At 72.2% G+C, this 25,389-nt stretch carries 21 protein-coding genes and 1 pseudogene; 15 read left to right on the top strand and 7 right to left on the bottom strand.

What is annotated here, in order from left to right; all coding sequences use genetic code 11:
• Positions 1 to 247 precede the first annotated feature (247 nt).
• On the top strand, positions 248 to 796 hold the full coding sequence (locus ACLIBK_RS09065; protein ID WP_415386924.1) for a DUF2889 domain-containing protein: 549 nt from the start codon (positions 248 to 250) through the stop codon (positions 794 to 796).
• 46 nt (positions 797 to 842) lie between these two features.
• On the opposite strand, the gene ACLIBK_RS09060 is transcribed toward ACLIBK_RS09065, so the two are convergent.
• On the bottom strand, positions 843 to 1,124 hold the full coding sequence (locus tag ACLIBK_RS09060; RefSeq protein ID WP_415386923.1) for a BolA family protein: 282 nt from the start codon (positions 1,122 to 1,124) through the stop codon (positions 843 to 845).
• 91 nt (positions 1,125 to 1,215) lie between these two features.
• Here ACLIBK_RS09060 and ACLIBK_RS09055 point away from each other — a divergent pair, with 91 nt between their 5' ends.
• From ACLIBK_RS09055 to ACLIBK_RS09035, 5 genes are all read left to right on the top strand, one after another.
• A complete protein-coding gene (locus ACLIBK_RS09055) occupies positions 1,216 to 1,809 on the top strand; it encodes a DnaJ domain-containing protein (RefSeq protein ID WP_415386922.1) in 594 nt (197 codons plus the stop codon).
• 49 nt (positions 1,810 to 1,858) lie between these two features.
• Complete coding sequence (gene cobS, locus ACLIBK_RS09050) at positions 1,859 to 2,845, top strand: cobaltochelatase subunit CobS (RefSeq protein WP_415386921.1); 987 nt, start codon at positions 1,859 to 1,861, stop codon at positions 2,843 to 2,845.
• A gap of 89 nt (positions 2,846 to 2,934) precedes the next feature.
• Positions 2,935 to 4,809: a cobaltochelatase subunit CobT gene (gene cobT, locus ACLIBK_RS09045; RefSeq protein ID WP_415386920.1), complete on the top strand. Its 1,875-nt coding sequence runs from the start codon at positions 2,935 to 2,937 to the stop codon at positions 4,807 to 4,809.
• A gap of 222 nt (positions 4,810 to 5,031) precedes the next feature.
• Positions 5,032 to 6,012 (top strand): esterase-like activity of phytase family protein, encoded by a 981-nt coding sequence (locus ACLIBK_RS09040; protein WP_415386919.1) that lies wholly within the window; start codon positions 5,032 to 5,034, stop codon positions 6,010 to 6,012.
• A gap of 209 nt (positions 6,013 to 6,221) precedes the next feature.
• Complete coding sequence (locus tag ACLIBK_RS09035; protein ID WP_415386918.1) at positions 6,222 to 6,698, top strand: BLUF domain-containing protein; 477 nt, start codon at positions 6,222 to 6,224, stop codon at positions 6,696 to 6,698.
• A 38-nt stretch (positions 6,699 to 6,736) separates the two neighbouring features.
• Here ACLIBK_RS09035 and ACLIBK_RS09030 read toward each other — a convergent pair whose 3' ends face one another.
• Positions 6,737 to 9,226 carry a helicase-related protein gene (locus ACLIBK_RS09030; protein ID WP_415386917.1) on the bottom strand — a complete coding sequence of 830 codons (2,490 nt, stop codon included), beginning with the start codon at positions 9,224 to 9,226 and terminating at the stop codon, positions 6,737 to 6,739.
• A gap of 223 nt (positions 9,227 to 9,449) precedes the next feature.
• Here ACLIBK_RS09030 and ACLIBK_RS09025 point away from each other — a divergent pair, with 223 nt between their 5' ends.
• From ACLIBK_RS09025 to ACLIBK_RS09000, 6 genes and pseudogenes are all read left to right on the top strand, one after another.
• Positions 9,450 to 10,664 (top strand): NAD(P)/FAD-dependent oxidoreductase, encoded by a 1,215-nt coding sequence (locus tag ACLIBK_RS09025; protein WP_415386916.1) that lies wholly within the window; start codon positions 9,450 to 9,452, stop codon positions 10,662 to 10,664.
• 266 nt (positions 10,665 to 10,930) lie between these two features.
• Positions 10,931 to 12,628: an MDR family MFS transporter gene (locus tag ACLIBK_RS09020; RefSeq protein ID WP_415386915.1), complete on the top strand. Its 1,698-nt coding sequence runs from the start codon at positions 10,931 to 10,933 to the stop codon at positions 12,626 to 12,628.
• Between the two features lie 410 nt (positions 12,629 to 13,038).
• Positions 13,039 to 13,287 (top strand): exodeoxyribonuclease VII small subunit, encoded by a 249-nt coding sequence (locus ACLIBK_RS09015; protein WP_415386914.1) that lies wholly within the window; start codon positions 13,039 to 13,041, stop codon positions 13,285 to 13,287.
• A complete protein-coding gene (locus ACLIBK_RS09010; RefSeq protein ID WP_415386913.1) occupies positions 13,284 to 14,189 on the top strand; it encodes a polyprenyl synthetase family protein in 906 nt (301 codons plus the stop codon). The genes ACLIBK_RS09015 and ACLIBK_RS09010 overlap by 4 nt, the downstream gene beginning before the upstream one ends.
• Before the next feature lie 116 nt (positions 14,190 to 14,305).
• Positions 14,306 to 16,225: a 1-deoxy-D-xylulose-5-phosphate synthase gene (gene dxs / locus ACLIBK_RS09005; RefSeq protein WP_415386912.1), complete on the top strand. Its 1,920-nt coding sequence runs from the start codon at positions 14,306 to 14,308 to the stop codon at positions 16,223 to 16,225.
• Positions 16,226 to 16,434: 209 nt separating this feature from the next.
• Positions 16,435 to 17,169 (top strand): annotated as a pseudogene (locus ACLIBK_RS09000) (TlyA family RNA methyltransferase); the annotation flags it as partial.
• Positions 17,170 to 17,407: 238 nt separating this feature from the next.
• Here ACLIBK_RS09000 and ACLIBK_RS08995 read toward each other — a convergent pair.
• From ACLIBK_RS08995 to fabI, 5 genes are all read right to left on the bottom strand, one after another.
• The gene (locus ACLIBK_RS08995; protein ID WP_415386911.1) at positions 17,408 to 17,605 is read right to left on the bottom strand and encodes a peptide chain release factor 1; all 198 of its coding nucleotides are present in this window, start codon (positions 17,603 to 17,605) and stop codon (positions 17,408 to 17,410) included.
• Positions 17,606 to 17,722: 117 nt separating this feature from the next.
• A complete protein-coding gene (locus ACLIBK_RS08990) occupies positions 17,723 to 18,916 on the bottom strand; it encodes a hypothetical protein (RefSeq protein WP_415386910.1) in 1,194 nt (397 codons plus the stop codon).
• Positions 18,917 to 19,015: 99 nt separating this feature from the next.
• Positions 19,016 to 20,122, bottom strand: a complete 1,107-nt coding sequence (gene aroC, locus ACLIBK_RS08985; protein ID WP_415386909.1) for a chorismate synthase — start codon at positions 20,120 to 20,122, stop codon at positions 19,016 to 19,018.
• A 7-nt stretch (positions 20,123 to 20,129) separates the two neighbouring features.
• Entirely contained in the window at positions 20,130 to 20,813 is a 684-nt protein-coding gene (locus tag ACLIBK_RS08980) for a hypothetical protein (RefSeq protein WP_415386908.1), read from the bottom strand.
• A gap of 69 nt (positions 20,814 to 20,882) precedes the next feature.
• A complete protein-coding gene (fabI, locus tag ACLIBK_RS08975) occupies positions 20,883 to 21,725 on the bottom strand; it encodes an enoyl-ACP reductase FabI (RefSeq protein WP_415386907.1) in 843 nt (280 codons plus the stop codon).
• Between the two features lie 321 nt (positions 21,726 to 22,046).
• On the opposite strand from fabI, the gene pdxH reads away from it, so the two are divergent.
• The 3 genes from pdxH to ACLIBK_RS08960 all read left to right on the top strand — a co-directional run bounded on the left by pdxH (position 22,047) and on the right by ACLIBK_RS08960 (position 25,176).
• A complete protein-coding gene (pdxH, locus tag ACLIBK_RS08970) occupies positions 22,047 to 22,661 on the top strand; it encodes a pyridoxamine 5'-phosphate oxidase (protein ID WP_415386906.1) in 615 nt (204 codons plus the stop codon).
• Between the two features lie 125 nt (positions 22,662 to 22,786).
• Positions 22,787 to 24,262: an AAA family ATPase gene (locus tag ACLIBK_RS08965; protein WP_415386905.1), complete on the top strand. Its 1,476-nt coding sequence runs from the start codon at positions 22,787 to 22,789 to the stop codon at positions 24,260 to 24,262.
• A gap of 38 nt (positions 24,263 to 24,300) precedes the next feature.
• Complete coding sequence (locus ACLIBK_RS08960; protein WP_415386904.1) at positions 24,301 to 25,176, top strand: universal stress protein; 876 nt, start codon at positions 24,301 to 24,303, stop codon at positions 25,174 to 25,176.
• Positions 25,177 to 25,389: the final 213 nt, after the last annotated feature.

Genomic DNA, 25,389 nt, shown 5'->3' with positions numbered 1-25,389 from the left:
AAGAAAGCAAGCCGGGGGGAAGTATCCCCCGCCCCCCTTCTGTTTTCGGGAGTTTTGGGGAGCGCCCGTGGCTGGCGGCCCGCTCTGAACTCCTGAAAAAAGGAAGGGGGGGGTCCGGGGGGGTTCACTCCCCCGGCCTTTCCTGCTCCGCCCCGGACAGGCGCGGGCGGGGTCGCCAGCCTGGCAACGGCGCCCCATATTGCGGTGCAGCGCAGGTTCCGCCGTGCCCTTGCCGGAGTTCGCCCCAATGCCCTTGTCCGCCCCCGTTCCGCGCGCGCCGCTGCATCGCCGGCAGATCGAGCTGCAGGGCTTTCAGCGCGAGGACGGGCTGTTCGACATCGAGGCCTGGCTGACCGACACCAAGAGCTACGCCATGGAGAACCGCGACCGCGGCAGCATCGCCCCCGGCGAGCCATTGCACGGCATGGGGCTGCGGCTGACGGTGGACGAGACGCTGCTGATCGTGAACTGCGAGGCAGCGACGGACTTCTCGCCCTATTCCATCTGCCCGCGGGCAGCGCCGAATTTCGGGCGGCTCGCCGGTTTGCGGATCGGCAAGGGGTTCACCCAGGCGGTGAAGGAGCGGGTGGGCGGGGTGGAAGGCTGCACCCACCTGCGCGAGTTGCTGGGGCAGATGGCCACCGTAGCCTTCCAGACCGTGGCGGCGCTGCGGATGCGGCGGGAGCGCGAGAGCGGCGAGGCCAAGCAGGCCGCGGCGAGCCGGCTGCTGGGGACCTGCTTGGCCTATGCGCCGGACAGCCCGGTGACGCGGGCGCGGTTTCCGGAGCCGGCCTAGGCGCGCCAGCCCTCCCCCGCGTTGCGCGCGCGCTTGTCCCGCTGGCTCAGCCCTCTCCCGGCGCCTTGGCCTCGATCGCCAGGGCGTGCAGGCCGCTGTTGAACTCCGGCGCCGCGGCCGCATTTACCGCCCGTTGGCGGTTCACCCGCGACATGCCGCCGAAGCCCTCCCAGACGACGCGCACGGCGTAGTGAGTCTCGCCTCCCGGCCGGGCACCGCTGTGGCCGGCATGGAGGTGGCTGTCGTCGCGCACGGTGACGGCGGCGCCGGGAAAGGCCTGGGACAGGGCGTCGCCGAGGCGGCCGGCGCGGGTATCGGGAACGGTCATGCAAGCGGTTTTCCCATGCGCCGCAATCACTTGTGAAGCGCAGATTCGCGCCTTGCCGCCCCGGCACCTGGGGCCCATAAGTGGACTCATCATGGCCCGCCGCGGCGCAACAAGCCCTTCCCCGCCCTCACCTGGAAGCAGCAGCTTCCGTTCCTGCGAAGCCCCCGGCTGCGACGCGGCCGGCGAATTTCGCGCCCCTCGTGACCGGTCGCGGCTGCGCGACTATTACCATTTCTGCCTGACGCATGTCCGCGCCTACAACCAAGCCTGGGATTTCTACAAGGGCATGAGCCCCGATGAGATCGAGCAGCACCTGAAGGAAGACAATGGCTGGCAGCGCCCGACCTGGCCGCTCGGCCGGTTGGGGCAGAACGGCAAGTTCGACCCGTCGCAGCTGAAGGACCCGCTGGGTCTGTTCACCGACACCAAGCCGACGCCCAACAAGACCGCCACCAAGGCCCCTGCCGAGTTGCGCGCGGCACTGGACGTGCTGGGGCTGGGCTGGCCTCTGGAGGACGACGCGTTGCGCGACCGCTGGAAGGAATTGGCCAAGCGCTACCACCCCGATGCCAATGGCGGCGACAAGTCCTGCGAGGAACGGTTGAAGGACATCAACCGCGCCTATTCGCTGCTGCGCAAGCGCCTCGCTTCCATGGCGCCGCTTTCCGCCGGCGTGGCTGCCTGAACGCCACGCGCGGCCCCGCGACACAAACCCGAACGGGAAACCCACCCCGATGAGCAACATCGCAGCCCTGGCCGAGAGCCGTCCCGAGAAGCCTGACCTGCGGATCAAGGTGCGCGAGGTTTTCGGGATCGACACCGACATGGAGGTGATGGGCTTCAGCGTCCCCACCGAGCACGTGCCGGAAGCCGACAGCACCTACCGCTTCGACCGCGACACCACGATGGCGATCCTGGCGGGCTTCGCGCACAACCGCCGCGTGATGATCCAGGGCTACCACGGCACCGGCAAGTCCACCCATATCGAGCAGGTGGCGGCGCGGCTGAACTGGCCCTGCCTGCGCGTGAACCTGGACAGCCACATCAGCCGCATCGACCTGATCGGCAAGGACGCCATCGTCCTGAAGGACGGCAAGCAGGTCACGGAGTTCCGCGAGGGCATCCTGCCCTGGGCGCTGCAGCACCCCTGCGCCATGGTGTTCGACGAGTACGACGCCGGCCGCCCGGACGTGATGTTCGTGATCCAGCGCGTGCTGGAAGTCGAGGGCCGGCTGACCCTGCTGGACCAGAACCGCGTGATCCGGCCGAACCCGTATTTCCGGCTGTTCGCCACGGCCAACACCGTGGGCCTGGGCGACACCACCGGCCTGTACCACGGCACCCAGCAGATCAATCAGGGCCAGATGGACCGCTGGAACATCGTGGCCACGCTGAACTACCTGCCGCACAAGCAGGAAGCCGACATCGTGGCCGCCAAGATGGCCGTGTCGGACGCCGCCGGGCGCAAGCAGATCGACGCCATGGTGGCGCTGGCCGACCTGACGCGGGCGGGCTTCATCGCCGGCGACATTTCCACCGTGATGAGCCCGCGCACCGTGATCACCTGGGCCGAGAACGCCAAGATCTTCGGCGATGTCGGCTTCGCCTTCCGCCTCACCTTCCTCAACAAGTGCGACGAGGCGGAGCGCGGCACGGTGGCGGAATACTACCAGCGCTGCTTCAACGAGGAGATCCCGACGGGTCTCTACGTCAAGGCGTAAGGAACGGAACGCGCGCCGCAGTTTTCGCGGCGCGCATCGGGAGCGGTGCGCCGCAGCGCGCGGCCCTCCCGCGCGAAAGGCGAGAGCGCATGAGCGGCAACTCCAAGGACCTGTCCCGGCAGGAAGAGTTCAAGCGCGCCACCGCCGGCGCGGTGCGCGCCATCGCCCGCACCGAGGACGTGCAGGTCGCCTTCCAGCCCGGCCCGTCCGGCATTTCCGGCAAGCGGGCGCGACTGCCGCTGCCGACGCGCGCCCTGCCGCCGGCGGAGATGGCACGGCTGCGCGGTGCAGCCGACGCGGTGGCGCTGAAGCTGCGGCACCATGACGAAGCGACGCACACCGCCCGCACTCCCTCGCGGCGCGACGCGCGCGAGGTGTTCGACGCGCTGGAACAGGCGCGGGTCGAGGCCGTGGGCGGCAAGGTGATGGCCGGGGTCGCGGCCAACCTGCGCGCCCGGCTACGGGAACAGGCGGAGAGCGAAGGCTACGACCGCATGACCCGCAAGGACCAGTTGCCGCTGCCGGTGGCGCTGAGCCTGCTGGCGCGCGAGCGCCTTTCGGGCGAGCCGGCGCCGGCCGCGGCGCAGCGGGTGCTGGAACTCTGGCGCGACGCGCTGGGCCCCAAGGCCGACGCGGCGCTGGACGAGATGGCCGCGGCCACGGAGAATCAGGACAGTTTCGGCCGCGCCGCGCGCAAGCTGCTGACCGCGCTGGACTTGGCGGAGGCCGAGGTCGAGGCGGAGCCTTCCGACGAGCAGGAGGAGGGCGACGAGGGCGGCGACTCCTCCGTGCCGCAGGACAATTCCGGCGAGGGCGAATCCCAGTCGCAGGAAGCCGAGAGCATCATGGGCGCGCAGCCCGAGCAGATGCAGGGCGAGGCGGCCGAGGAAGAGGGCGAAGGCGAGGAGGAAGAGGGCGCTGCCGCGGAGGGCGAGGATCGCCCGGGCGGGCCGCAGCAGCGCAAGGAGGTGCCGCAGACCGACGACGCCTCGCTGTACCGCGCCTACACCAAGCGCTTCGACGAGGAAGTCGGCGCCGAGGACCTCTGCGACCCGGACGAACTGGCGCGGCTGCGGCAGCAGCTGGACCAGCAGTTGAGCCATCTGCAAGGTGTGGTGAGCAAGCTGGCCAACCGGCTGCAGCGGCGGCTAATGGCGCAGCAGACCCGCGCCTGGGAATTCGACCTGGAAGAAGGGCAGCTCGACGTCGCGCGGCTGGCGCGCATCGTGGCCAACCCGAACCACTCGCTGAGCTACAAGCGCGAGCGGGACACGGATTTCCGCGACACGGTGGTGACGCTGCTGATCGACAATTCCGGCTCCATGCGCGGGCGGCCGATCACCGTGGCGGCGATGTGCTGCGACATCCTGGCGCGCACGCTGGAACGCTGCGCCGTGAAGACGGAGATCCTGGGCTTCACCACCCGCGCCTGGAAGGGCGGCCAGAGCCGCGAGCGCTGGGTGCAGGACGGCAAGCCGCGCAACCCCGGCCGGCTGAACGATCTGCGGCACGTGGTCTACAAGTCGGCCGACACGCCCTGGCGGCGGGCGCGCAAGAATCTCGGGCTGATGCTGCGCGAAGGGCTGCTCAAGGAGAACATCGACGGCGAGGCGCTGGACTGGGCGTATCGCCGGATGCTCGGCCGCAGCGAGCATCGTCGCATCCTGATGGTGATCTCGGACGGCGCGCCGGTGGACGACAGCACGCTGAGCGTGAACCCCGGCAACTACCTAGAACGCCACCTGCGCAAGGTGATCGCCGACATCGAGGGGCGCGACATCGTGGAGCTGATCGCCATCGGCATCGGCCACGACGTGACGCGCTACTACCGCCGCGCCGTGACCATCGTGGATGCCGAGGAACTGGGCGGTACCATGATGAAGAAGCTGGCCGACATGTTCGACGAGGACGCGGCGGCGGCCTATCAGCGCGCGGCGGCGGAACGCGCGCCGGCCATCGCCTGAGGCTGCGTCGCGCATGTGGCCCGCAGGGGGCTCTGCCCCCTGCACCCCCGCCAGGAAACTGGGTTTCCTGGACCTTCCGTTCGCAAAAGTATGGCGCTCGTGGACAGGGGGTGCCCCGCGCATCGGCGCGGGGCACCCCCTGTCCACGAGCGCCAACTCACGGCGGGGTCCGGGAACCTACGGGGTCCCCGGCGGGGGCGCGCGAGGGGGCGGCGCCCCCTCGTGAACCACCCGCGCCGACGCATCCTCCTCGCCGCGGCGGCCGCGCTCGGCGGCTGCACGATCGGCGGGCCACGGCCCTTGTCGCGTCGGCTGCCGGACGCGGAAGCGCTGCCGCTGGGCGGCGAGCAGGTGCTGGGCGTGCTGGAGCTGGACGGCACGGCGCTGGGGCGCGGCGGGCTGTCGGGGCTGCATGTCGGGCGCGACGCGGCGGGGGAACTGGCGCTGACGGCGATCGGCGACGGCGGCACCTGGGCCACGGCTCGGCTGGTGCTGGACGAGGCCGGGGCGCCGCTGCGGATCGAGGCGCCGCGCCGGGGCGCGCTGCACGACCCGCACGGGCGCAGCCTGGTGGCCAAGATCGACTCGGATGCCGAGAGCCTGGCGCGGCTGTCGGACGGGTCTTGGCTGGTGGGGTTCGAGCGCTGGCACCGGATCTGGCGCTACCGCGACCTCGACGGGCTGCCGGAACCGATGGACCCGCCGCCGGGCATCGAGGACGCGCCGTTTAACGGCGGGCTGGAAGCCCTGGCGGTGCTGGCGGACGGGCGCTGGCTGGCGCTGGCGGAGCAGCTTTCCGCCCGGCGCGACGAGGGGATGCGCACCGGCTGGATCGGGCAGTTCCGGGACGGGCGGGTGCGCTGGGACCGGCTGGCCTATCACCCGGGCTGGGGCTTCGACCCCAGCGACCTTTGCCCCCTGCCCGATGGCGGCGCGCTGGTGCTGGAACGGCGCTTCAGCCTGTTCGGCGGGCTGAGCGGCCGGCTGTCCCGCCTGTCTCGCGCGGCGCTGGCATCGGCCGCCGAGGGCAGCCTGCTGGAAGGGGAGCTGCTGTTGCGGCTGGAACCGCCCTTGCCCACGGATAACTGGGAAGGCGTCAGCGTGGTGCGGCACGGCGGGCGGCTGTTGGCGGTGATCGTGTCGGACAGCAACGAGATCCCGATCCAGCGGACGCTACTGATGGTGGTGGCGCTGCCGGCGTGACGAGGCGTGCTCCTGCCGACCTGCGGCGGGTGCGCGCCGTTCCAGCGAAGCGTCCTCCGCCGGGCCGCGCCGCCGCCGCGGGTCCCGCCGGAGGGCGGCCGCACCACCCGCGCGGCACGGAACCGGGTTAACTCCGGAGCAACCAGCCGCTGCAACACTGGCGTCTCGCCAATGCCGGGCAGGGTGGCATGCTTGATCAGCCTTCTTCGATGCTGCGCGTCGTCTACCTCAGCCGCAGTCATTTGCCGCCGGACAAGACGGCGGCCGCGGCCGAACTGGGAAGCATCCTGGAAGCGTCCCGCCGCAACAACGCCCAGGCGGGCGTGACCGGCGCCCTGCTGTTCACCGGCGAGCTCTTCGCCCAGGTACTGGAAGGTCCCTTTGCGGCCGCGGAGGCCGCCTTCAACCGCATCCAGCGCGATCCCCGCCATTCCGACATCGTGGTGCTGCACCGGGGCACCCCGGGCGCGGCCGCCTTTGACGGGTGGTCCATGGCCTCGGCGGCCGCGCCGCCGGGCATCGCCGTGCATCCCGCGCTGTCGCCGCCGGCCGGCAGCGGGGGTGAGGCGGCGGGCGACGCGATCATCGCGCTGCTGCGAGCCCTGCTGCTGCGCACGCCCAAGGGCGCCGGGTCCCGCCTCCCGGACGGGGAAGCGACGGCCGCGGAGGAACTCGTCCGGCCCTGAGGGCGCTGCCCGGCGCGGGCGTGCCGCGCCGGTGCGGGTCAAGCCGCCAGCGTCGCCTTGCCGCGGCGCTGGGTGCGCAGCACTTCCTCGATCCAGCGGTCCAGGCGGTTGGTCTCGATTTCCGCCTCCTCGCGGTCCGGGTAGGCATCGGGGAAGCGCAGGGACAGCCAGCGCCAGGCGACCAGGCGCTTGTGGGTCTTCTCCGCCCGTTCCAGCTCCTCGCGCGAGGCACGCTCGGGCGCCGGCAGGCGGCCGGTGGAGGGCGGCGGGACGGCGCGGCCGGCGCCGTGCTCCACCGCCCAGCGCGCGAGGCGCTGGGTGCCGTTGTCGCGCTCGTCCACCGGGCACATGGCGTAGACCCAGCGGTCCAGCAGCCCCAGCCCCTGCACGCCGTCCACGGCGGAGGCGATGTCGAGCTGCTGCGTCATGTCGGCCAGGCGGTAGTTCGGGTCGTCCTTGCGCAGCACGGCGCGCTTGATGCGGGCCAGCACGCCGAACAGGCTTTCGGAGCCGATCTCGGCGGCCACCGCGGCCACGATGTCGGCGTCGGGCTGCACCTGCGGGCGCAGGTCCTCCGGCATGGTGGGCGGGGCTTCCAGCATGCGGCGCACGAAGTCGGGGGAGCCGGCGCCGGCCAGCACCGACACCACCCCGGCCTCGAACTGGCCGTAGCGGCCGGCGCGGCCGCCGATCTGCTTGACCTCCTGGGCGTTGAGGTCGCGGCGCTCCTCGCCGTCGAACTTCTTCAGGGCGGAGAGGATGATGCGCCGGATCGGCAGGTTCAGCCCCATGCCGATGGCGTCGGTGGCCACCAGGATGTCGGCCTCGCCGGAGCGGAAGCGGGCGGCCTCGGCGCGGCGGACCTCGGGGGAAAGCGCGCCGTAGACCACGGCGACGCGGCGGCCGCGGCGCACCAGCTCGGCCCGCAGGTCCAGCACGTCGCGGCGCGAGAAGGCCACCAGCGCGTCGCCCTCGCGCAGGTCGCCCAGGCCCACGGGGGCCTCGGCGGCGCGCAGCGGGCCCTTGCGCTGGAGCGAGACTTCCTCGACCGGGTCGCCGCAGAGCGAGGCGATGCGCTTCACCAGGGGGACGCATTCCGGGGCGCCGAGCACGAAGACCTCGCGCGCCGGGACGCCCATGATGGCGGCGGTCCAGGCGGCGCCGCGGTCGCGGTCGGTCAGCAGCTGGGCCTCGTCCACCAGGGCCACGTCCACGGGGTTGTGGAAGGGACACATCTCCACCGTGGCGGCGAGGTGGCGGCTGCCTGGGGCGGGGATGCGCTCCTCGCCGGTGGAAAGGCCGGCGGGGACGCCGCGCGAGGCCAGGGCGTCGCGGAACTCGTGCGCCAGCAGCCGCAGCGGGGCCAGGGCCAGGCCGCTCTCGGACTGCGACAGGCGGTCCAGGGCGGTGTGGCTCTTGCCGGAATTGGTCGGGCCGGTGACCAGGGTGATGCGGCGGTTCAGGGCGCGCGCGGTCTTGAAGTGGGCGGCGTAGCGGTCCAGCGCGGCGACGCGCGCCACGGCGGCATTGGCCTGCTTGGTGCCGGCGCCGCGGCGTTCGGCGCCGCGCAGGGTGACGGGGGCGGGCAGTTCGGCGCGGTGGCTCTGGCCAGCGTCGCCGGTGCGCTGGCTCTGGCCAGCGTCGCCGGCGCGGTGGCCCGGGCTGCCGTCGCCGGCGCGCTGGCCGGGGCCGGCATCGTTGCCGCGGTTGCCGGGCCGCCGCTCGCGCTCCGGCCGCTCGGCCCGTTCGGCCTCGCGCCAGGCGGCGGTTTCGGCGCGCAGCGGGGCGATCTCGGCGGGGTCGAACTGCCACAGCTCGCGGCCACCGCGGCCGGGGATGCGGCGGGCCACCGGCAGGATGCCGGCGCCGGCCCAGCGCAGCGCCTCCTTCTCCGAGCATTGCAGCAGGGCGGGGATGGCCTCGATGCCGACCAAGCTCTTTTCCCAGGCGCGCAGGCGCGACACTTCCTCGCGCCGGACCTCGCGGGCGGCCTTCTCAGCGGCGCGCTGTTCGCGGCGGCGGCGGTCCTCGGCCTCCACCGCGGCGTCCAGGAAGCGGGTGGCGGCGTCGCCGGCCAGCCCGTGCGCGGCGGCGACCGCGCGGGCGAGGTCATAGTGGCGCTCGGCTGACAGGCCGCCGCCCTTGTTGTCCGCCACGTCGGCCGCCACGGCGTCCAGCGCCGCCTGCGGCGTGTTCCCGGCGCCGCGCAGGCGGGACGCCATGGCGCGGTCCAGCGCGTCGAGGAGGTCGGCCTCGCTCGCCTCGGGGTCGGTGACCGTGGCCACGGCGGCCTCGGCATCGGCGCGGCGGACCCAGAGCTGGCCGGCGCGGTTGGCCAGGTCGTTCAGCCGGGCGATCCAGCCGCGGCGGCGCAGTTCGGTCAGGGCGGCGGCCACCGCGTCGCGGTCGGCCGGCATGCGGCGGGCGACGAGGCGCTCCAGCTGCGGCATCTCGCGCGTTTCGACCCGCAGGCCGGCTGCGGCGATCGCGGCCTCCGCCGGGCTGGCGGGGCGTGTTTCGGAATTCATGTCCATTCGGGTTCCCGGTCACCTCCCCCGGTCGCCTCCCGCGAAGGGGGAGGCCCTGGTCCGGTGGTCATGCGCGGCCAGGATCGGCGTTGCAGTTCTCGTGCCGGGGGGTTGCGGCCGTCCCGTGGACGCCGCCTGGGGACTATATAGGGGTGCCTGCGGTTAAATTCCCCTTCTGCTATCACGCCGCGGCCATGCAGCCCCGTCCACCCTGTTCCGCTCCATGCCCCGCCGCGTCGCGGTGATCGGCGACGGCCCCGCCGGGCTGGTCGCGGCGGAGCGGCTGGCCGGGGCGGGCTGCGCGGTGACCGTGTTCGACCGCATGCCCTCGCCGGCACGCAAGCTGCTGATCGCCGGGCGGGGCGGTTTGAACCTGACGCATACGGAGCCGCTGCCGCGCTTCCTCGGCCGCTACGGCGCGGCGGAAGCGGCGCTGGCGCCGGCGGTGGAGGCGTTCCCGCCGGAGGCGCTGCGGCGCTGGTGCGAGGGGTTGGGCCAGCCGCTCTTCGTGGGCAGCAGCGGGCGGGTGTTTCCCACCGCCTTCAAGGCGGCGCCGCTGCTGCGGGCCTGGCTCCTGCGGCTGGAGAAACTGGGCGTGCAGCTGCGGGCGCGGCACCGCTGGTGCGGCTGGGAGGATGGCGGCGCGCTGCGCTTCGCGGCGCCGGAGGGCGAGGTGCTGGTCCGCCCCGACGCCACGCTGCTGGCGCTGGGCGGGGCGTCCTGGCCGCGGCTGGGCTCGGATGGTGGCTGGGTGGAGCTGCTGCGCGGGATCGGGGCGGAGGTGGCGCCGCTGCGGCCTTCCAATGCCGGGATCACGCTGGACTGGTCGCCGGTGTTCCGCGACCGCTTCGCCGGCACGCCGCTGAAGCGGATCGCGCTGGGCTTCGAGGAGGCGGTCGTGCGCGGCGAGTGCGTGGTGACGCGCACGGGGCTGGAAGGCGGGCCGGTCTACGCCCTGTCCGGGCCGCTGCGCGAGGCCGTCGCCGCGCGGGGGGACGCCGTGGCCACCCTGGACCTGCGGCCGGACCTGGACGCGGCGGCGCTGCGCCGGCGCCTGGCGGAACCGCGGCGCGGGCAGTCGCTGTCCAACTTCCTGCGCAAGGCGGCGGCGCTGCCGCCCGTGGCGGTGGGGCTGCTGCGGGAGGCCGCGCCGCCCGGCGCGCTGGAAGATGCCGCCGCGCTGGCCGGGCTGGTCAAGGCGCTGCCGCTGCGGGTGACGGGGCTGGAGGGGATCGAGCGGGCGATCTCCTCGGCCGGCGGGGTGGCGCTGGCGGAGCTGTGTCCGGGTTTCATGCTGCGCCGCCGCCCCGGCCTGTTCCTGGCGGGCGAGATGCTGGACTGGGAAGCACCCACCGGCGGCTACCTGCTGCAGGCCTGCTTCAGCACCGGCTGGGCCGCCGCCGGCGGTGTCCTGGACTGGCTGGACGAGGCGGGCTGACACCGCGCGGACTCGGCCCGCGGAGAGCGCCAGGAGTTTTCCAGGCCCAGATGCTCCGGCGCTTCCAGGGGCCTTCACGCCGTGGCCGGGGCGGCACGGCCCTGCCCGGCGATGCCGGCGCGGCATGGCTGGCCGGGAACTCCCGCGGCTTTGTGCGGGCCGGGGCTTGACGGGGGCGGTCGCGGGGCGGAACCGGGAAGCACAGTTGCAGCGCCCGGAGGAGCACCGCCGTTTCCGCGCCGGCCGAAACTGGGAGGAAAACCGCCATGCCCGACAGCATCCAACCGGCCGCGCCGGAGCGCGCCCCGCTGCCGCCGCGGCAGCTGCGGACCGTGTTCGCCGGGCTGATGCTGGCCATGGTGCTGGCGGCGCTGGACCAGAACATCGTCAACACCGCCCTGCCCCGGATCGTCGCCGACCTCGGCGGCATGGCGCACATCTCCTGGGTGGTGACGGCCTTTCTGCTGACCTCCACCTCCACCACGCCGCTCTACGGCAAGCTCAGCGACATGTACGGGCGGCGGCCGCTGTTCACCGTGGCGATCGTGGTGTTCCTGCTGGGCTCGGCGCTGTGCGGGGTGGCGCAGACCATGGGGCAACTGATCGCCTTCCGGGCGATCCAGGGGCTGGGCGCCGGCGGTTTGCTGACCCTGGCGCAAACGGCGGTGGGCGACGTGGTGTCGCCGCGCGACCGCGGGAAGTACCAGGGGCTGTTCACCGGGGTCTTCGCCCTGTCCAGCGTGGCCGGGCCGCTGATCGGCGGGGTGCTGACCTCGGCGCTGAGCTGGCGCTGGGTGTTCTACGTGAACCTGCCGGTGGGCGCGCTGGCGCTGGCGCTGATCTGGGCCGGGCTGCGGCAGGCGCCGATGACCCAGAGCCGGCGCATCGACTACCTCGGCGCCGTGCTGCTGACCGGCGGCACCACGGCGCTGATGCTGCTGCTGAGCTGGGGCGGGACGACCTATGCCTGGGCCTCCGTCGTGATCGGCGGCCTGGGGGCGGCGGTGGCGGTGCTGTTCGCGCTGTTCCTGTTCTGGGAACGCGTGGCGCCGGAGCCGCTGATCGGGCTGCACCTGTTCCGCAACCGCATCTACAGCTCGGGCGTCGTGACCTCCGGCATGATGGCCTACGCGATGATGGGCACCACGGTGTTCCTGCCGCTGTATTTCCAGCTGGTGCTGGGCATGTCGCCAGCGCGGGCGGGCATGATGATGCTGCCGCAGGTGGCGGGGATGCTGTTCTCCTCCGTGGTGGGGGGACGGCTGGTGTCGTCCACCGGGCGCTACAAGGCGATCCTGCTGGCCGGGCTGGGGCTGGAAGCGGCGGCGCTGGTGGCACTGGCGGTGCTGGCCCGCTGGCATCCCGACGTGGTGGTGATCGAGATCGCCATGCTGGCCCTGGGGCTGGGCATGGGGGTGGGCATGCCCAACGTCACCACCGCCGTGCAGAACGCCACCAACCCGCGCGAGCTGGGGGTGGCGACCTCCTCCATGGCGTTTATCCGCTCGCTGGGCGGGGCGCTGGGGGTGACCATTTCCGGCGCGCTGATGGCGGCCTGGCTGAATTCCATCCTGGCGGCGCAGAATGTCGGGGTGAACGTGCCCGCCCTGCTGGAACACGGCATCCAGGAGGTCGAGCGCCTGTCGGGACCCGAGCACGCGGCGGTGGTGGGCGCCTACAGCCAGGCGATCAGCGTGAGCTTCACCATGAGCGGGATCGTGATGACCCTGGCCTTCCTGCTGGCCGCGACCCTGCCAGCGGTGCCGCTGCGCGGCGGGCCGCGGCGGCGCACCACGGCCGTCTCGCCGCCGGACGGTTCGGGCGTGGTCACCGGCGGCAACGCCATGCTGGCCGCAGAGTCCGCCGACGTGGGCGCCATCCCCGAGGGCACCCCGGCCACCACCCCCCTGCCCCACGCCGCCAGTACCCCCGCCCCCAGCCCCGTTTCCGCCCCGCAGCGCTGACCGCCCGGCGTGTTGCTGGCCTGGGCTCCTCGGGGCTGGGTGAAGCGGTTGCGCCTGGGTTAACTGGCCGAGGCCAAGGGGGCTCTGCCCCCTCGGAACCCCCGCGAGGAGCTTAAGCTCCTCGACCTCATGAGTGCCTCCGGCGGGGGCGGGTTGGCACGCGCTGTCCCCGATGACCGCCGGCGGCCATCCCGCCCCCGCCGGAGGCACTCAACGCGGGGTCCGGGGAGGCCGTGCCTCCCCGGCGGGGTCCAGGGGCAGCGCCCCTGGCCAACGCCCGAACACTCCAGGACCAACCGAACCCACCCGGACCCGGAAACCGGACCACGGCGCGGCGGCAGGGACGCGGCGGGCGGGCATTCGGCGGGCAGCCCCTGGACCGTGTGGCGGGCGGCTGTATGGTCCGGGCCATGGCGCCCGATGATCCATCCCAACCCGCCGTGGAAACCCTGAGCTTCGAGGAAGCCCTGCGCGAGCTGGAGGAGATCGTCCGCCGGCTGGAAAAGGGCGATGCCTCGCTGGAAGCGGCGATCACCTCCTACACCCGCGGCAATGCCCTGCGCGGCCATTGCGAGCGCAAGCTGGCCGAGGCCGAGCAGCGCGTGCAGGCCATCGTGCCCGGCCCCGGCGGCCCGACGCTACGCGAGGCCGACGCTTGAGCGGCGCCTCTCCCAGCCTCGCCCAGGCCCTGGCCGAAGCCCAGGCGGAGATCGAGGTGGCGCTGGACACGCTGCTGCCGCCCGCCGAGGGCGACGAGGCGCCGCTCTTCGCCGCCATGCGCTACGCCGCCATGGGCGGGGGCAAGCGGATGCGCGGCTTCCTGGTGCTGGAAGGGGCGCGGCAATTCGCGGTGTCCCGTGCCTCGGCGCTGCGGGTGGCGGCGGCGGTGGAAATGCTGCACGCCTATTCGCTGGTGCATGACGACCTGCCGGCGATGGACGACGACGACCTGCGTCGCGGCAAGCCCACCGTGCACAAGGCCTGGGACGAGGCCACCGCCATCCTGGCCGGCGACGCGCTGCAAGCCCAAGCCTTCGCCGTGCTGGCGGCCGAGGACACCCATTCCGACGGCGCCGTGCGGGCCGAGCTGTGCCTGCGGCTCGCCCTGGCCTCGGGCGCGCGGGGCATGGTGGGCGGGCAGATGCTGGACATCCTGGCCGAGGAAGCGGAGGCGCCGCTGAGCGAGGTGCAGGTGGGGCGGCTGCAGCTGCTCAAGACCGGCAAGCTGATCGAGTTCTCCGCCGAGGCCGGGGCGATCCTGGGCCGGGCGCCGCACCCGCAGCGCCTGGCGCTGATCGGCTACGGCCACGACCTGGGCGCCGCCTTCCAGATCGCCGACGACCTGCTGGACGCCACCGCCACGGTGGAACAGATCGGCAAGCGCGCCGGCAAGGATGCCGAGGCCGGCAAGGCCACGCTGGTGGGGCTGCTGGGCGCCGAGCGGGCGCGGGCGCAGGCCGAGCGGCTGGTGGCCCAGGCACGGGTGCATCTCGACAGCTTCGACGGCAGCGCCGATCTTCTGCGGGAGATGGCAGATTTCACCATTGCCCGCCGGGCCTGAACTGCCGCGCCCCCCGGGACCCGTGAGCCCGCGCCCTGGCGGGCGATGCGACCACCCGCGGGTGCCCCAACGCGGCCCCGCGGTGCACCGAGATTGAAGGCGGCCGGAGGAACACCATGTCGCGCCCCCAGACACCCCTGCTCGACCGCGTCCGGATCCCGGCCGACCTGCGCAACCTGTCGGCCGAGCAGCTGAAGCAGCTGGCCGCCGAACTGCGCGCAGAAACCATCGACGCCGTGTCCACCACGGGCGGGCATCTCGGCGCCAGCCTGGGCGTGGTGGAGCTGACGGTGGCCATCCACGCCGTGTTCGACACGCCGAAGGACCGGCTGATCTGGGACGTCGGCCACCAGGCCTATCCGCACAAGATCCTGACCGGGCGGCGCGACCGCATCCGTACCCTGCGGCAGCCCGGCGGGTTGTCGGGCTTCACCCGGCGCAGCGAGAGCGAGTACGACCCCTTCGGGGCGGCGCATTCCTCCACCTCCATCTCGGCCGGCTTGGGCATGGCGGTGGCGCGCGATCTGAAGGGCGACGACCGCCAGGTGATCGCGGTGATCGGCGACGGCGCCATGAGCGCGGGCATGGCCTACGAGGCCATGAACAACGCGGGGTCGCTGAAGTCGCGGCTGATCGTGGTGCTGAACGACAACGACATGTCCATCGCGCCCCCCGTGGGCGCGCTCTCGGCCTACCTGTCGCGCACCATTTCCTCGCGGCCCTTCCTGAGCGTGCGGGAGGTGATGGCCAAGCTGGCGCGGCGCTTTCCTGCCCCCCTGGCCAAGGCGGCGGAGCGGGCGGACGAATATGCCCGCGGGCTGCTGACCGGCGGCACGCTGTTCGAGGAGCTGGGCTTCTACTATGTCGGCCCGATCGACGGGCACGAGTTGGACCACCTGCTGCCCGTGCTGCGCAACCTGCGCGACGCGGAGGAGCCGCACCCCGTGCTGCTGCACGTGGTGACGCAGAAGGGCAAGGGCTACGCGCCCGCCGAAGCTTCGGCCGACAAGTACCACGGCGTGGTGAAATTCAACGTCGTCACCGGCGAGCAGGTGAAGGCGCCGCCGGGGCCGCCGGCCTACACCAAGGTCTTCTCCCAGGCGCTGATCGCCGAGGCCGAGGCCGATGACCGCATCGTGGCGATCACCGCCGCCATGCCTTCGGGCACCGGGCTGGACGGGTTCCAGAAGCGCTTCCCCAACCGGCTGTTCGACGTGGGCATCGCCGAGCAGCACGCGGTGACTTTTGCCGCCGGCATGGCGACGGAAGGGATGAAGCCCTTCTGCGCGATCTACTCGACCTTTCTGCAGCGCGCCTACGACCAGGTGATGCACGACGTGGCGCTGCAGAACCTGCCGGTGCGCTTCGCCATGGACCGCGCCGGTCTGGTGGGGGCGGACGGCGCCACCCATGCCGGGTCCTTCGACATCGCCTATCTCGGCTGCCTGCCCAACATGGTGCTGATGGCCCCGGCCGATGAGCTGGAGCTGATGCACATGACCGCCACGGCGGCGGCCTACGACGACGGGCCGATCGCCTTCCGCTACCCGCGCGGCGAGGGCACCGGGCTGGTGCTGCCGTCCCGCGGCGGGGTGCTGCCGATCGGCAAGGGGCGCATCCTGCGCGAGGGCACGGCGGTGGCGCTGCTCAGCTACGGCACCCGGCTGGGCGAGGCGATGCGCGCCGCCGACGAGCTAGGCGCGCGCGGTCTCTCCTGCACCGTGGCCGATGCCCGCTTCGCCAAGCCGCTGGACACCGCGATGGTGGAGCAGCTGGCGCGGCACCACGCGGTGCTGATCACGCTGGAGGAAGGCTCTGTGGGCGGCTTCGGGTCGCTGGTGGCGCAGCACTTGGCCTGGAAGGGGCTGCTGGACGGCGGGCTGCGCTTCCGGCCGATGTGCCTGCCCGACCGCTTCATCGACCACGAGGCACCGCGCAAGCAGTACGACGAGGCCGGGCTGAACTGCGCCCAGATCGTCGCCGCGGCGCTGGCAGCGCTGGGCACCGACCGGGCCACGGCCCCCGCCCGGGCGTGAAGCGCCGCGCCGGGCGGTCCGGCCCGGACGGGTCCGGCACGGCGGCCGGGGAGCCGGGGGCCGCGGCATCGCGGGTGGACGCTGCGACGCCCGAGACGGATGCCGCGGGTGCGGCATCCCGGTCCGATACCCCTGGCGCAGCGCCGCAGGGACATGCCGCCGGTGGAACGCCAGGGACGGGCGCCGCGGGGACCGCGCCGCGCGGCGGCAAGGAACGGGCCGACCAGGCGCTGGTGGACCGCGGCCTGGCCGAGAGCCGCACCCGCGCCCAGGCGCTGATCCTGGCCGGGGTGGTGTTTTCCAGCGAGAGCCGCATCAACAAGCCCGGCGAAACGCTGAAACCCGGCACGCCGCTGGAGGTGCGCGGGCAGGACCACCCTTGGGTGTCGCGCGGCGGGTTGAAGCTGGCGCATGCACTCGCGGCGTTCGGGCTGGACCCGGCCGGGCGGGTCTGCGTGGACGTGGGCGCGTCCACCGGCGGCTTCACCGACGTGCTCCTGCAAGGCGGCGCGGCGCGGGTCTACGCGGTGGATGTCGGCCACGGGCAGCTGGCCTGGAAACTGCGGCAGGACCCGCGGGTGGTGGTGCTGGAACGCACCAATGCCCGGCGGCTGGACGCCGCGCTGATCCCGGACGCGCCGGGGGCGGTGGTATGCGACGCCTCCTTCATCGGGCTGCGGACGGTGCTGCCGGCGGCGCTGGCCCTGGCGGCGCCGAGGGCCTGGGCGGCGGCGCTGATCAAGCCGCAATTCGAGGCCGGGCCGTCCCAGGTCGGCAAGGGCGGCGTGGTGCGCGACCCCGCAGTGCACCGGGAGGTCTGCGACACGATCCGGGACTGGTGGTCGGCCCTGCCGGGCTGGCGCGTGCTGGGGGTAACGGAAAGCCCGATCACCGGGCCGGAAGGCAACCGGGAGTTCCTGATCGGGGCGCGGCGGGACGGCTGAACGCCGGCGGGCTTTGCGTGGATCAGCGGAGAAAACAGCAAGCCGGGGGGAAGTATCCCCCCGGACCCCCTTCTATTTTCGGGCGTTTTGGGGGTGCGCCGGTGGCCACCGAAAGCTCCTTAACTCCCGAGAAAAGGAGGGGGTTCGGGGGAGTTCACTCCCCCGACCTTGCCCGTTCAGGCGACCGGTCAAAAGCTTCCGGTAAGCGACTGCTGCTCGGGGGTCCTTTGGGATCCGGTCAGGCGCGGGGAGCCGTCGGCGACGGCGGCCGCTGTGACGCGGACTGCGCGATCAGCGCGACGGAGGCGGTGTCCGCACCGCGCGAGGACACGTCTTCCAGCAGGCTCCACACCAGCTCCGGGTCCATGCGGACCTCGGGGTCGTTGATGAGGCGGTCGAGTTCCGCGGTGATCCGGTCGAGCTCCGCTTCCGTCACGATGGACACCCCTGGTTACAGCGCGAGACAATTGGTGAGCGGCCGGAAGGCTGCCAAGCGCGGCAGCCTAGCGAACAGGCAATGGTTACCGATTCGTGAAGGCGGGGCCGGCAGGCCTCAGATCGAGGAGGCGACGGCCGGCAGCAGCGCGGCCAGCTTGGCCTGCGGGTGCGACGGGTTGCGGAAGCGCAGCTCGCCCTCCGCCACCCCGTCCGGGGCGGGAACGTCGAACAGCTCCATGCGGGACGCGCAGGACACGGCCACCACGCGCTTGGCCTCGGGGCGGGTCAGGAAGCGGCGCACCGTGCCTTCCAGCTCCAGCCGGTCGCGCAGGCCGCGCCATTCCGCGCGGTCGATGTCGTCCAGGAACATCGCCAGCAGGCCGGGGCGGCTGCCGCTCAGCCGCGCCGTCGCGGCCAGGGACAGGCGACGACACGCCGCGGCAGAGATGTCGTTCTCGCGCCCGGACTGCGCCGCGATCACGAACACGCTGCCGCCGCCGGGCTGGCCGGCCACGGCGAGGTGCGCGTCCGGCCCGAACTGCGCCCGCAGGCTGGCCGGCAGGGTGGCCTGGGCACCGGCCAGCAGCAGCGGGTCCAGCTTCAGCACGGCGTCCGGCCCGGCATCCTGGCGGCCGCGGGTGGCCAGCAGGGCGGCGATGCGGCGGTGCAGCTCGGCCACCTGGGCCGGTTCGCGCAGCCCTTCCGGCAGGGTCATCTTCAGCACGTAGCGGCCGGGATGGGCGGACAGCCAGGTTTGCAACTCGGGGTTCACCCGGTCCACCAGGGCGCACCAGCCCTGGCGGTGGACGTGGCGGCCTTCCTCGGCCGAGACGGTTTCGCAGGCGACCTCGGCGCTGACGCCCTCGCGCTCGATCAGCAGGTCGAAATCGGCGCCGTCGCACAGGCCAGCGAACTGCACCGCGAAGCCGCGGGAGCGCTGCAGGGCCGCGACGCGGAGAAGGTGGAACAGGGAGCACAGGCTGCTCTCGCCCGCCAGCCCGGCGGCGAGGCGGTCGCGCAGCTTCTCGCGCGCCGGGGTGGGCAGTTCGGCGGCGACGCGCAGGGCCTCGGCGGCGAAGCCCAGGGCCAGGCGCTCCATCCGGCCGGCAGCAGCCAGGGCGGCGGGGTCGCAGAGCCGGCCCAGGGTGAGTTCCAGCATGTGCCGTTGCTGCACTGCGCGGGCCCCCAGGCTGCGGGTGCGGCTGCTTTCCAGCAGTTCCGCCAGGCGGCGGTCCCAGGCATCGCGGCCGGCCAGGGCGACGAACTCCGAGAGCGTGGCCGGGTCGGGCTGTTGGTCCGCGAACGGCATGCGAGGGATTTCCGTGGGAGGTTGCCCCCTGGTTAATCCCGACTGCTGTAGTTGGTCATTACACGTCGCGGTGAGGAGACCTCTCGGCCGCGTGACGTTTCAATTGCGCGGCAGGCGTGCTCGGTCCGGGGCCTGCGGGTTCTGGGCGCGGTGACGCAGCAGGTGGTCGGCCAGCACGCAGGCCAGCATGGCTTCCCCCACGGGCACGGCGCGCAGGCCGACGCAGGGGTCGTGGCGGCCCTTGGTGACCAGTTCCACCTCGCGGCCGTGGCGGTCCACGGTGCGGCGCGGGGTCAGGATGGAGGAGGTCGGCTTCACCGCGAAGCGGGCCACCACCGGCTGGCCGGTGGAGATGCCGCCCAGAACGCCGCCGGCATGGTTGCTCTCGAAGCGGAGCGTCCCGTCGGGATCCACCCGCATCTCGTCGGCATTGGCCTCGCCCGACAGGGCGGCGGCGGCGAAGCCGTCCCCGATCTCCACGCCCTTGACGGCGTTGATGCTCATCAGGGCGGCGGCGATCTCGGCATCCAGCTTGCCGTAGATCGGGGCGCCGAGGCCGGGGGGGAGGCCCTCGGCCACCACCTCGATCACCGCGCCCAGGCTGGAGCCGTTCTTGCGCACCGCCAGCAGGGATTCGGTCCAGCGCGCGGCGGCCACGGGGTCGGGGCAGAAGGCGTCGTTGCGCGCCACCTCCTCCCAGTCCCAGTTGGCGCGATCCACGGGGTCGGCGCCCAGCGCCACCATGGCGCCGCGCACCCGCACCTCCGGCCCCAGCACCACCCGGGCCACGGCGCCGGCGGCCACCCGCATGGCGGTCTCGCGCGCGGAGGAGCGGCCGCCGCCGCGGTAATCGCGCACACCGTATTTCAGGTGATAGGCGAGGTCGGCATGGCCGGGGCGGAAGGCTTCCGCGATCTCGCCGTAGTCGCGGGAGCGCTGGTCCTGGTTGGTGATTTCCAGCGCGATGGGGGTGCCGGTGGTCAGCCCCTCGAAGACGCCCGACAGGATGCGGACCTCGTCGGGTTCCTGGCGCTGGGTGACCAGCTTCGACTGCCCGGGGCGGCGGCGGTCCAGGAAGGGCTGGATGTCGGCTTCGCTCAGCCGCAGGCCGGGCGGGCAGCCATCCACCACGCAGCCGATGGCGGGGCCGTGGCTCTCGCCCCAGGTGGTGACGCGGAACAGGTGGCCGAAGGTGTTGTGGGACACGGAATTCTTATTCTCGCGTCCGGATAGTTTGCAGCCTCATCTCTATGTCCGATAAGCTAAACGGCTTCCAGCCAAATTGCTTTTTCGCCCCCTCGTAAATTTCCTGCATCTTCTCGATATATTCTTTTACAAGAGGCTCTGCAGGCACATATTCTTCGGTTGATCCTGGAATTACTCGATTTTTCCAGTTCAAATTTGCCGGAAGATAAAGGCCGTCGTAAGCACCCTCGACTTCTAGATCAATGTAATGCGTTGTTTCAGTACCATCAGAATTCGGAACTACCCAACCAGAACCACCAGTTCGATCACCGATAACGAAGTATTTTGCTCCGCGGGGTCGGAACTTCTCAGCCATGCGCAGGATCTCAGAATTACTGATCTCGCCTGCATGAAAACCACTCACCAAGTTTGAGAACGCGGTTTTCTCGATTACTGTCCGCTCTTCGTAGAAGAACTTAAATAATTTATCGCTGGCAAGCTCTTTCCTTATCGGTTCATACCAAGCATCAAAACCACTGATCTTTCCTCTAAGATTTTGAAGAGCCAGAGTCATCATTCTACCAAAAACTATGGCATTATAGTAGCCTATTCTTCTCTTATCCGGCGGCCCACGCATATCGCGCAATCCATGTTGAGCACTGACCAGCCTCTCACCGGCTTCTACAAAAATTGTATCGATTTCCGGATGCAAGCTTTCTTCTCCCCTTTACTGCAGTTTGATCTAAGTCACCACACTGTGTTAAAAAGGGGGCCGAAAAATTCACCCCTTGTCGACGCCGATGTCCGGCGCCTCGGGGTGCTTCATGCCGACGACGTGGTAGCCGCAATCGACGTGGTGGACCTCGCCCGTCACGCCGGTGCTGAGGTCGGACAGCAGGTAGAGGCCGGCATTGCCCACCTCCTCCAGCCCGACGTTGCGGCGCATCGGTGCGTTGTACTGGTTCCAGCGCAGGATGTAGCGGAAGTCGCCGATGCCGGAGGCGGCCAGCGTCTTGATCGGTCCCGCCGAAATGGCGTTGACCCGCACCGCATCGGTGCCGAGGTCGGCGGCCATGTAGCGGACGGAGGCTTCCAGCGCCGCCTTGGCCACGCCCATGACGTTGTAGTGCGGCATCACCCGCTCGGCGCCCAGGTAGCTGAGGGTGAGGAGCGAGCCGCCCTTGTCCATCATCGCCGCGGCCCGGCGCGACACGGACACGAAGGAATAGGCCGAGATGTCCAGCGCCTGCAGGAAGGCTTCGCGCGGGGTGTCGAGGTAGCGGCCGCGCAGGAACTGCTTGTCGGCGAAGCCGATGGCGTGAACCAGGAAGTCCAGCCGGCCCCATTTCTCGCGCAGCGTGTCGAAGGCCGCGTCCACCGTGGCATCCTCGGCCACGTCGCAGGGCATCACGAGGTCGCTGCCGACGCTGGCGGCCAGCGGGCGGACCCGGCGTTCCAGCGCTTCCCCCTGATAGGTGAAGGCCAGCTCCGCCCCCTGCGCCGCTACGGCCCGGGCGATGGCCCAAGCGATGGAGCGGTCATTGGCCACACCCATGATGAGCCCGCGCTTGCCGGCCATCAGCGTGCCGGAAACGGGGTCGCGGGTCGGCGTGGCGTCGGTCATGCAGGAGTCCCAGGAAACGGGAGAACGGGCCGAATGGCGCGTGTTGCGGCGGGTTGGGAGGGGTGGCACATGCCCCCGCGCCCGGCAAGGGGGCGGCCGCCGGCGGAACCGGGCCGGTCTGGGCGCCGGTCCCGGCGCCGTGCTGCCCGGCGCCCGGCCCGAAGCGCGCCCGGGACGGTGGAGCAATGCCGGGCCGCGGGGCTTGGCGGGCGGGCCGGGACCACCGAACTGTGCGAAACGACGGCCGGGCTTCCTGACGCAGCCTTGACCGATGCCGCCCGGTGCGGCCACCGCCGGCGATGCAGGATGAGGATCAGCAGCATGGATATTTCCCCGGGCAACGGCGCCCCCGCCGCCGACGCCACCGATCCCATCGCCCTGTTCGCGAGCTGGATGGCCGAGGCGAAGCTGTCCGAGCCCAATGATCCCAATGCCATGTGCCTGGCCACCGTCACGCCGGAGGGCCGGCCGGCGGCGCGCATCGTGCTGCTCAAGGACCTGGACGAGCGGGGCTTCGTGTTCCACTCGCATTACGACGGCCGCAAGGGCACGGAACTGGCGGCGCATCCCTATGCCGCGCTGTGCTTCCATTGGAAGACGCTGCAGCGCCAGGTGCGGGTGGAAGGCACGGTGCAGCCGGTCTCGGCCGAGGAATCCGACCGCTACTTCGCGTCGCGCCCGCGCATCTCGAAGCTGGGCGCCTGGGCGTCGCGGCAGTCGCGCCGGCTGGGCGAGCGGTCCGAGCTGGAAACCGGGCTGGCCGAGATGGAAGCCCGCTTTCCCGGGGAGGAGGTGCCGCGCCCGCCGCACTGGGGCGGCTTCCGCGTGGTGCCCGAGGCAATCGAGTTCTGGCGCGACATGCCGTTCCGCCTGCACGACCGTCTGGTGTTCACCCGCACGGACGCGGCCTGGACCACGCACCGGCTGTTTCCCTGAAGCCGGCGGTGCCGGGACGGTTCCCGGCCCCCTTCCCCACTACCTGCCTCGTCGGCTGCGCTGCTCCGTTTCCCGACGGCCGGCGCGCCCCTTTTCCGTGAGCCTTGCCGCATGAGCCCTGTTCGATGACCGTTCCCGCCGGGCAGCGGGAGGCTGCGGCCCTGTGCGCCCGGCTGTGCGACGGCGCCGCGCCGATCGAGACGCATATCTCCGCCGTGTTCGTCGGGCGCGAGCGGGCGCTGAAACTGAAGAAGGCGGTGGATCTCGGCTTCCTCGACTTTTCCACGGTCGCGGCGCGCGAACGCTTCTGCCGGCGGGAACTGGAGATCAACGCCCCCGCCGCACCGGAACTGTACCGCGCCGTGCACCCGATCGCGCGCGACGCGGCCGGGGCGCTGGTGCTGGGCGGCGACGGCCCGGCGGAAGACTGGGTGCTGGAAATGGCGCCGCTGCCGCCGGAAGCCTTCCTGGAAGCGGTGCTGGCGCGCGGTGCGCCGGAGCCGGCGCTGCTGGACGGGCTGGGCGACCTCGCCGCCGCGCTGCACGCCGCGGCGCCGGTGGCGCCGGCGCCGGACGTGCCGGCCAGCCTGCGGGCGCGCGTGGCGGCGGATCTGCGCTCGGCCCGCGCGGTGCGGATGCCCGAGGCGCAGCTGGAGCAGCTGGGCGCGGCGCTGGACACCACCATCGCGCGGCTGGCGCCCGCCCTGCAGGCGCGCGGCGAGGCAGGATTCGTGCGGCGCTGCCACGGCGACCTGCATCCCGGCAACATCGTGCTGTGGCGCGGCGCCCCGGTGGCCTTCGACGCGCTGGAATTCGACGAGGCGATGGCCACGATCGACGTGGGCTACGACCTCGCCTTTCTGCTGATGGAGCTGGACCAGCGCGTCGGGCGCGCCGCGGCCAACCGCGTGCTGGGCCGCACCGTGGCGCGCAGCGGCGACCTCGGGCTGTTGGCGGGGCTGCCGCTGTGGCTGGCGCTGCGGGCGCTGGTGCGGGCGCATATCCGCACCCGGCTGGGCGGCGACGGGCTGCCTTACCTGACCGCCGCGGAGGATTACCTGCGGCCGGTGCCGCCGCGGCTGGTGGCGGTCGGCGGGGTGCAGGGCACAGGCAAGACGCGGCTGGCGCGCACCCTGGCGCCGGGGCTCGGCGCCGCGCCGGGCGCGCTGGTGCTGCGCAGCGACGAGATCCGCAAGCGGCTGGCCGGCGTGCCGCCGGAACAGCGCCTGTTGCCGGACAGCTACACGCCCGAGCGCAGTGCCGCCGTTTACGCCGCTTTCCTGGAGGAAGCACGGGCGGCGCTGCGGGCCGGGCATTCGGTGGTGGCGGATGCGGTGTTTCTCGACCCCGCGCTGCGCGACGGGATGGCAGCGGTGGCGCGGGAGGCGGGCGTGCCGTTCCAGGGCTTCTGGCTGGAAGCGCCGCCGGCGGTGCTGCACGCGCGGGTCGCCGGGCGACAGCGCGACGCCTCCGACGCCGATGCCGCGGTGCTGGAGGCGACGCTGCGGCGCGACCCCGGGCCGCTGCGCTGGCACCGGCTGGATGCCGCCTCCGACCCCGTTCCGGGGGCGCTTGCGCTCCTTCCCCCTCCCATGTGCTAGACTGGGACGCACTTGCCGGGCCCAGAGGGGATTCTGCCATGGCCTACCGACGCCTGCTCCTGCCGCTGACCGGCACCGCTGCCGGGGAAGCGGCGCTCAACACCGCGCTGATGGTGGCGCGGATCTGGCACAGCCACGTCCACTGCCTGCATGTCCGCGTCGATGCGCGCGACGTGGCGCCGCTGGCGGGCGAAGGCCTGTCGGGCGCCATGATCGAGGAGATGATGGCCGCCACCGAGCGCGAGAGCGGCGACCGCGCCGGCCGCGTGCGCCAGCTGTTCGACCGCTTCGTGGAAGGCAAGGACGTCACCATCGCGGAAACCGCCGAGACGGCCAACAAGGCCGACGGCGCGACGCTGAGCTTCGAGAGCGTGGCCGGGCGCGAGGAGGACCTGGTGGCGCAGCGCTCGCGCCTCTACGACCTCGCCATCGTGCCGCACCCCGAGGGCGGCGAGGACGTGTCCAGCAGCGACGCGCTGCACGCCGTGCTGTTCGACAGCGGCCGCCCCGTGCTGATCGCGCCGCGCGCCGTGCCGGCCAGCATCGGCACGCGCGTGTGCTGCGCCTGGAACGGCTCGGCCGAGAGTGCCGCCGCCATCGCCGCCGCCCTGCCCTGGCTGCACCAGGCGAGCGCCGTGCAGGTGCTGTATTCCCCCGACTACCAGCGGCGCGGGCCGGAGGTGACGGGCATCCTGTCCTACCTGCGCTGGCACAGCATCGAGGCGGAGGCCAAGGAGTTCCGGCCGCAAACCAAGGAAGTCGGCGCCGGGCTGCTGGGCGCTGCGCGCGATTTCAGCGCCGACCTGCTGTGCATGGGCGCGTATAGCCATTCCCGCCTGCGCCAGCTGATCCTGGGCGGCGTCACCCGCCACGTGCTGGAGAACGCCGACATCCCCGTCCTGATGTGCCGCTGACGCCCCGCCGCGCGCCGGCCCGGCGATCGGTTACCGCCCGGGTTCCTTCGTGCGGAACCGGGTTCGGGTCGTGATGGACGCGGGTTGGCTCTAGAGGCTGTTGTGGACCTGCTCCAGGTTGAGGAGGTTCTTGAGCATGAGGCAGGCGAAGGCGACGAGATGCAGGCCCGCGAGGGTTTCGGGGAGGCGCTCGTAGTCACGGACGAGGCGGCG

Source organism: Roseomonas sp. BN140053 (assembly GCF_047690175.1).
Classification (GTDB): Bacteria; Pseudomonadota; Alphaproteobacteria; order Acetobacterales; family Acetobacteraceae; genus Roseomonas.
This window is presented reverse-complemented; position numbering and strand designations above follow the sequence as displayed.

What these genes read in the sequence shown, in the direction of transcription:
- ACLIBK_RS08960 (WP_415386904.1), top strand. Translation starts at nt 24,301, where the DNA reads ATGGCCTACCGACGCCTGCTCCTGCCGCTGACCGGCACCGCTGCCGGG.
- ACLIBK_RS09025 (WP_415386916.1), top strand. Translation starts at nt 9,450, where the DNA reads ATGCCCCGCCGCGTCGCGGTGATCGGCGACGGCCCCGCCGGGCTGGTC.
- ACLIBK_RS09065 (WP_415386924.1), top strand. Translation starts at nt 248, where the DNA reads ATGCCCTTGTCCGCCCCCGTTCCGCGCGCGCCGCTGCATCGCCGGCAG.
- ACLIBK_RS09015 (WP_415386914.1), top strand. Translation starts at nt 13,039, where the DNA reads ATGGCGCCCGATGATCCATCCCAACCCGCCGTGGAAACCCTGAGCTTC.
- pdxH (WP_415386906.1), top strand. Translation starts at nt 22,047, where the DNA reads ATGGATATTTCCCCGGGCAACGGCGCCCCCGCCGCCGACGCCACCGAT.
- ACLIBK_RS09030 (WP_415386917.1), bottom strand. Translation starts at nt 9,226, where the DNA reads ATGAATTCCGAAACACGCCCCGCCAGCCCGGCGGAGGCCGCGATCGCC.
- ACLIBK_RS08965 (WP_415386905.1), top strand. Translation starts at nt 22,787, where the DNA reads ATGACCGTTCCCGCCGGGCAGCGGGAGGCTGCGGCCCTGTGCGCCCGG.
- ACLIBK_RS09020 (WP_415386915.1), top strand. Translation starts at nt 10,931, where the DNA reads ATGCCCGACAGCATCCAACCGGCCGCGCCGGAGCGCGCCCCGCTGCCG.
- dxs (WP_415386912.1), top strand. Translation starts at nt 14,306, where the DNA reads ATGTCGCGCCCCCAGACACCCCTGCTCGACCGCGTCCGGATCCCGGCC.
- fabI (WP_415386907.1), bottom strand. Translation starts at nt 21,725, where the DNA reads ATGACCGACGCCACGCCGACCCGCGACCCCGTTTCCGGCACGCTGATG.
- cobT (WP_415386920.1), top strand. Translation starts at nt 2,935, where the DNA reads ATGAGCGGCAACTCCAAGGACCTGTCCCGGCAGGAAGAGTTCAAGCGC.
- cobS (WP_415386921.1), top strand. Translation starts at nt 1,859, where the DNA reads ATGAGCAACATCGCAGCCCTGGCCGAGAGCCGTCCCGAGAAGCCTGAC.
- ACLIBK_RS09055 (WP_415386922.1), top strand. Translation starts at nt 1,216, where the DNA reads ATGGCCCGCCGCGGCGCAACAAGCCCTTCCCCGCCCTCACCTGGAAGC.
- ACLIBK_RS09035 (WP_415386918.1), top strand. Translation starts at nt 6,222, where the DNA reads ATGCTGCGCGTCGTCTACCTCAGCCGCAGTCATTTGCCGCCGGACAAG.
- ACLIBK_RS08990 (WP_415386910.1), bottom strand. Translation starts at nt 18,916, where the DNA reads ATGCCGTTCGCGGACCAACAGCCCGACCCGGCCACGCTCTCGGAGTTC.
- ACLIBK_RS09060 (WP_415386923.1), bottom strand. Translation starts at nt 1,124, where the DNA reads ATGACCGTTCCCGATACCCGCGCCGGCCGCCTCGGCGACGCCCTGTCC.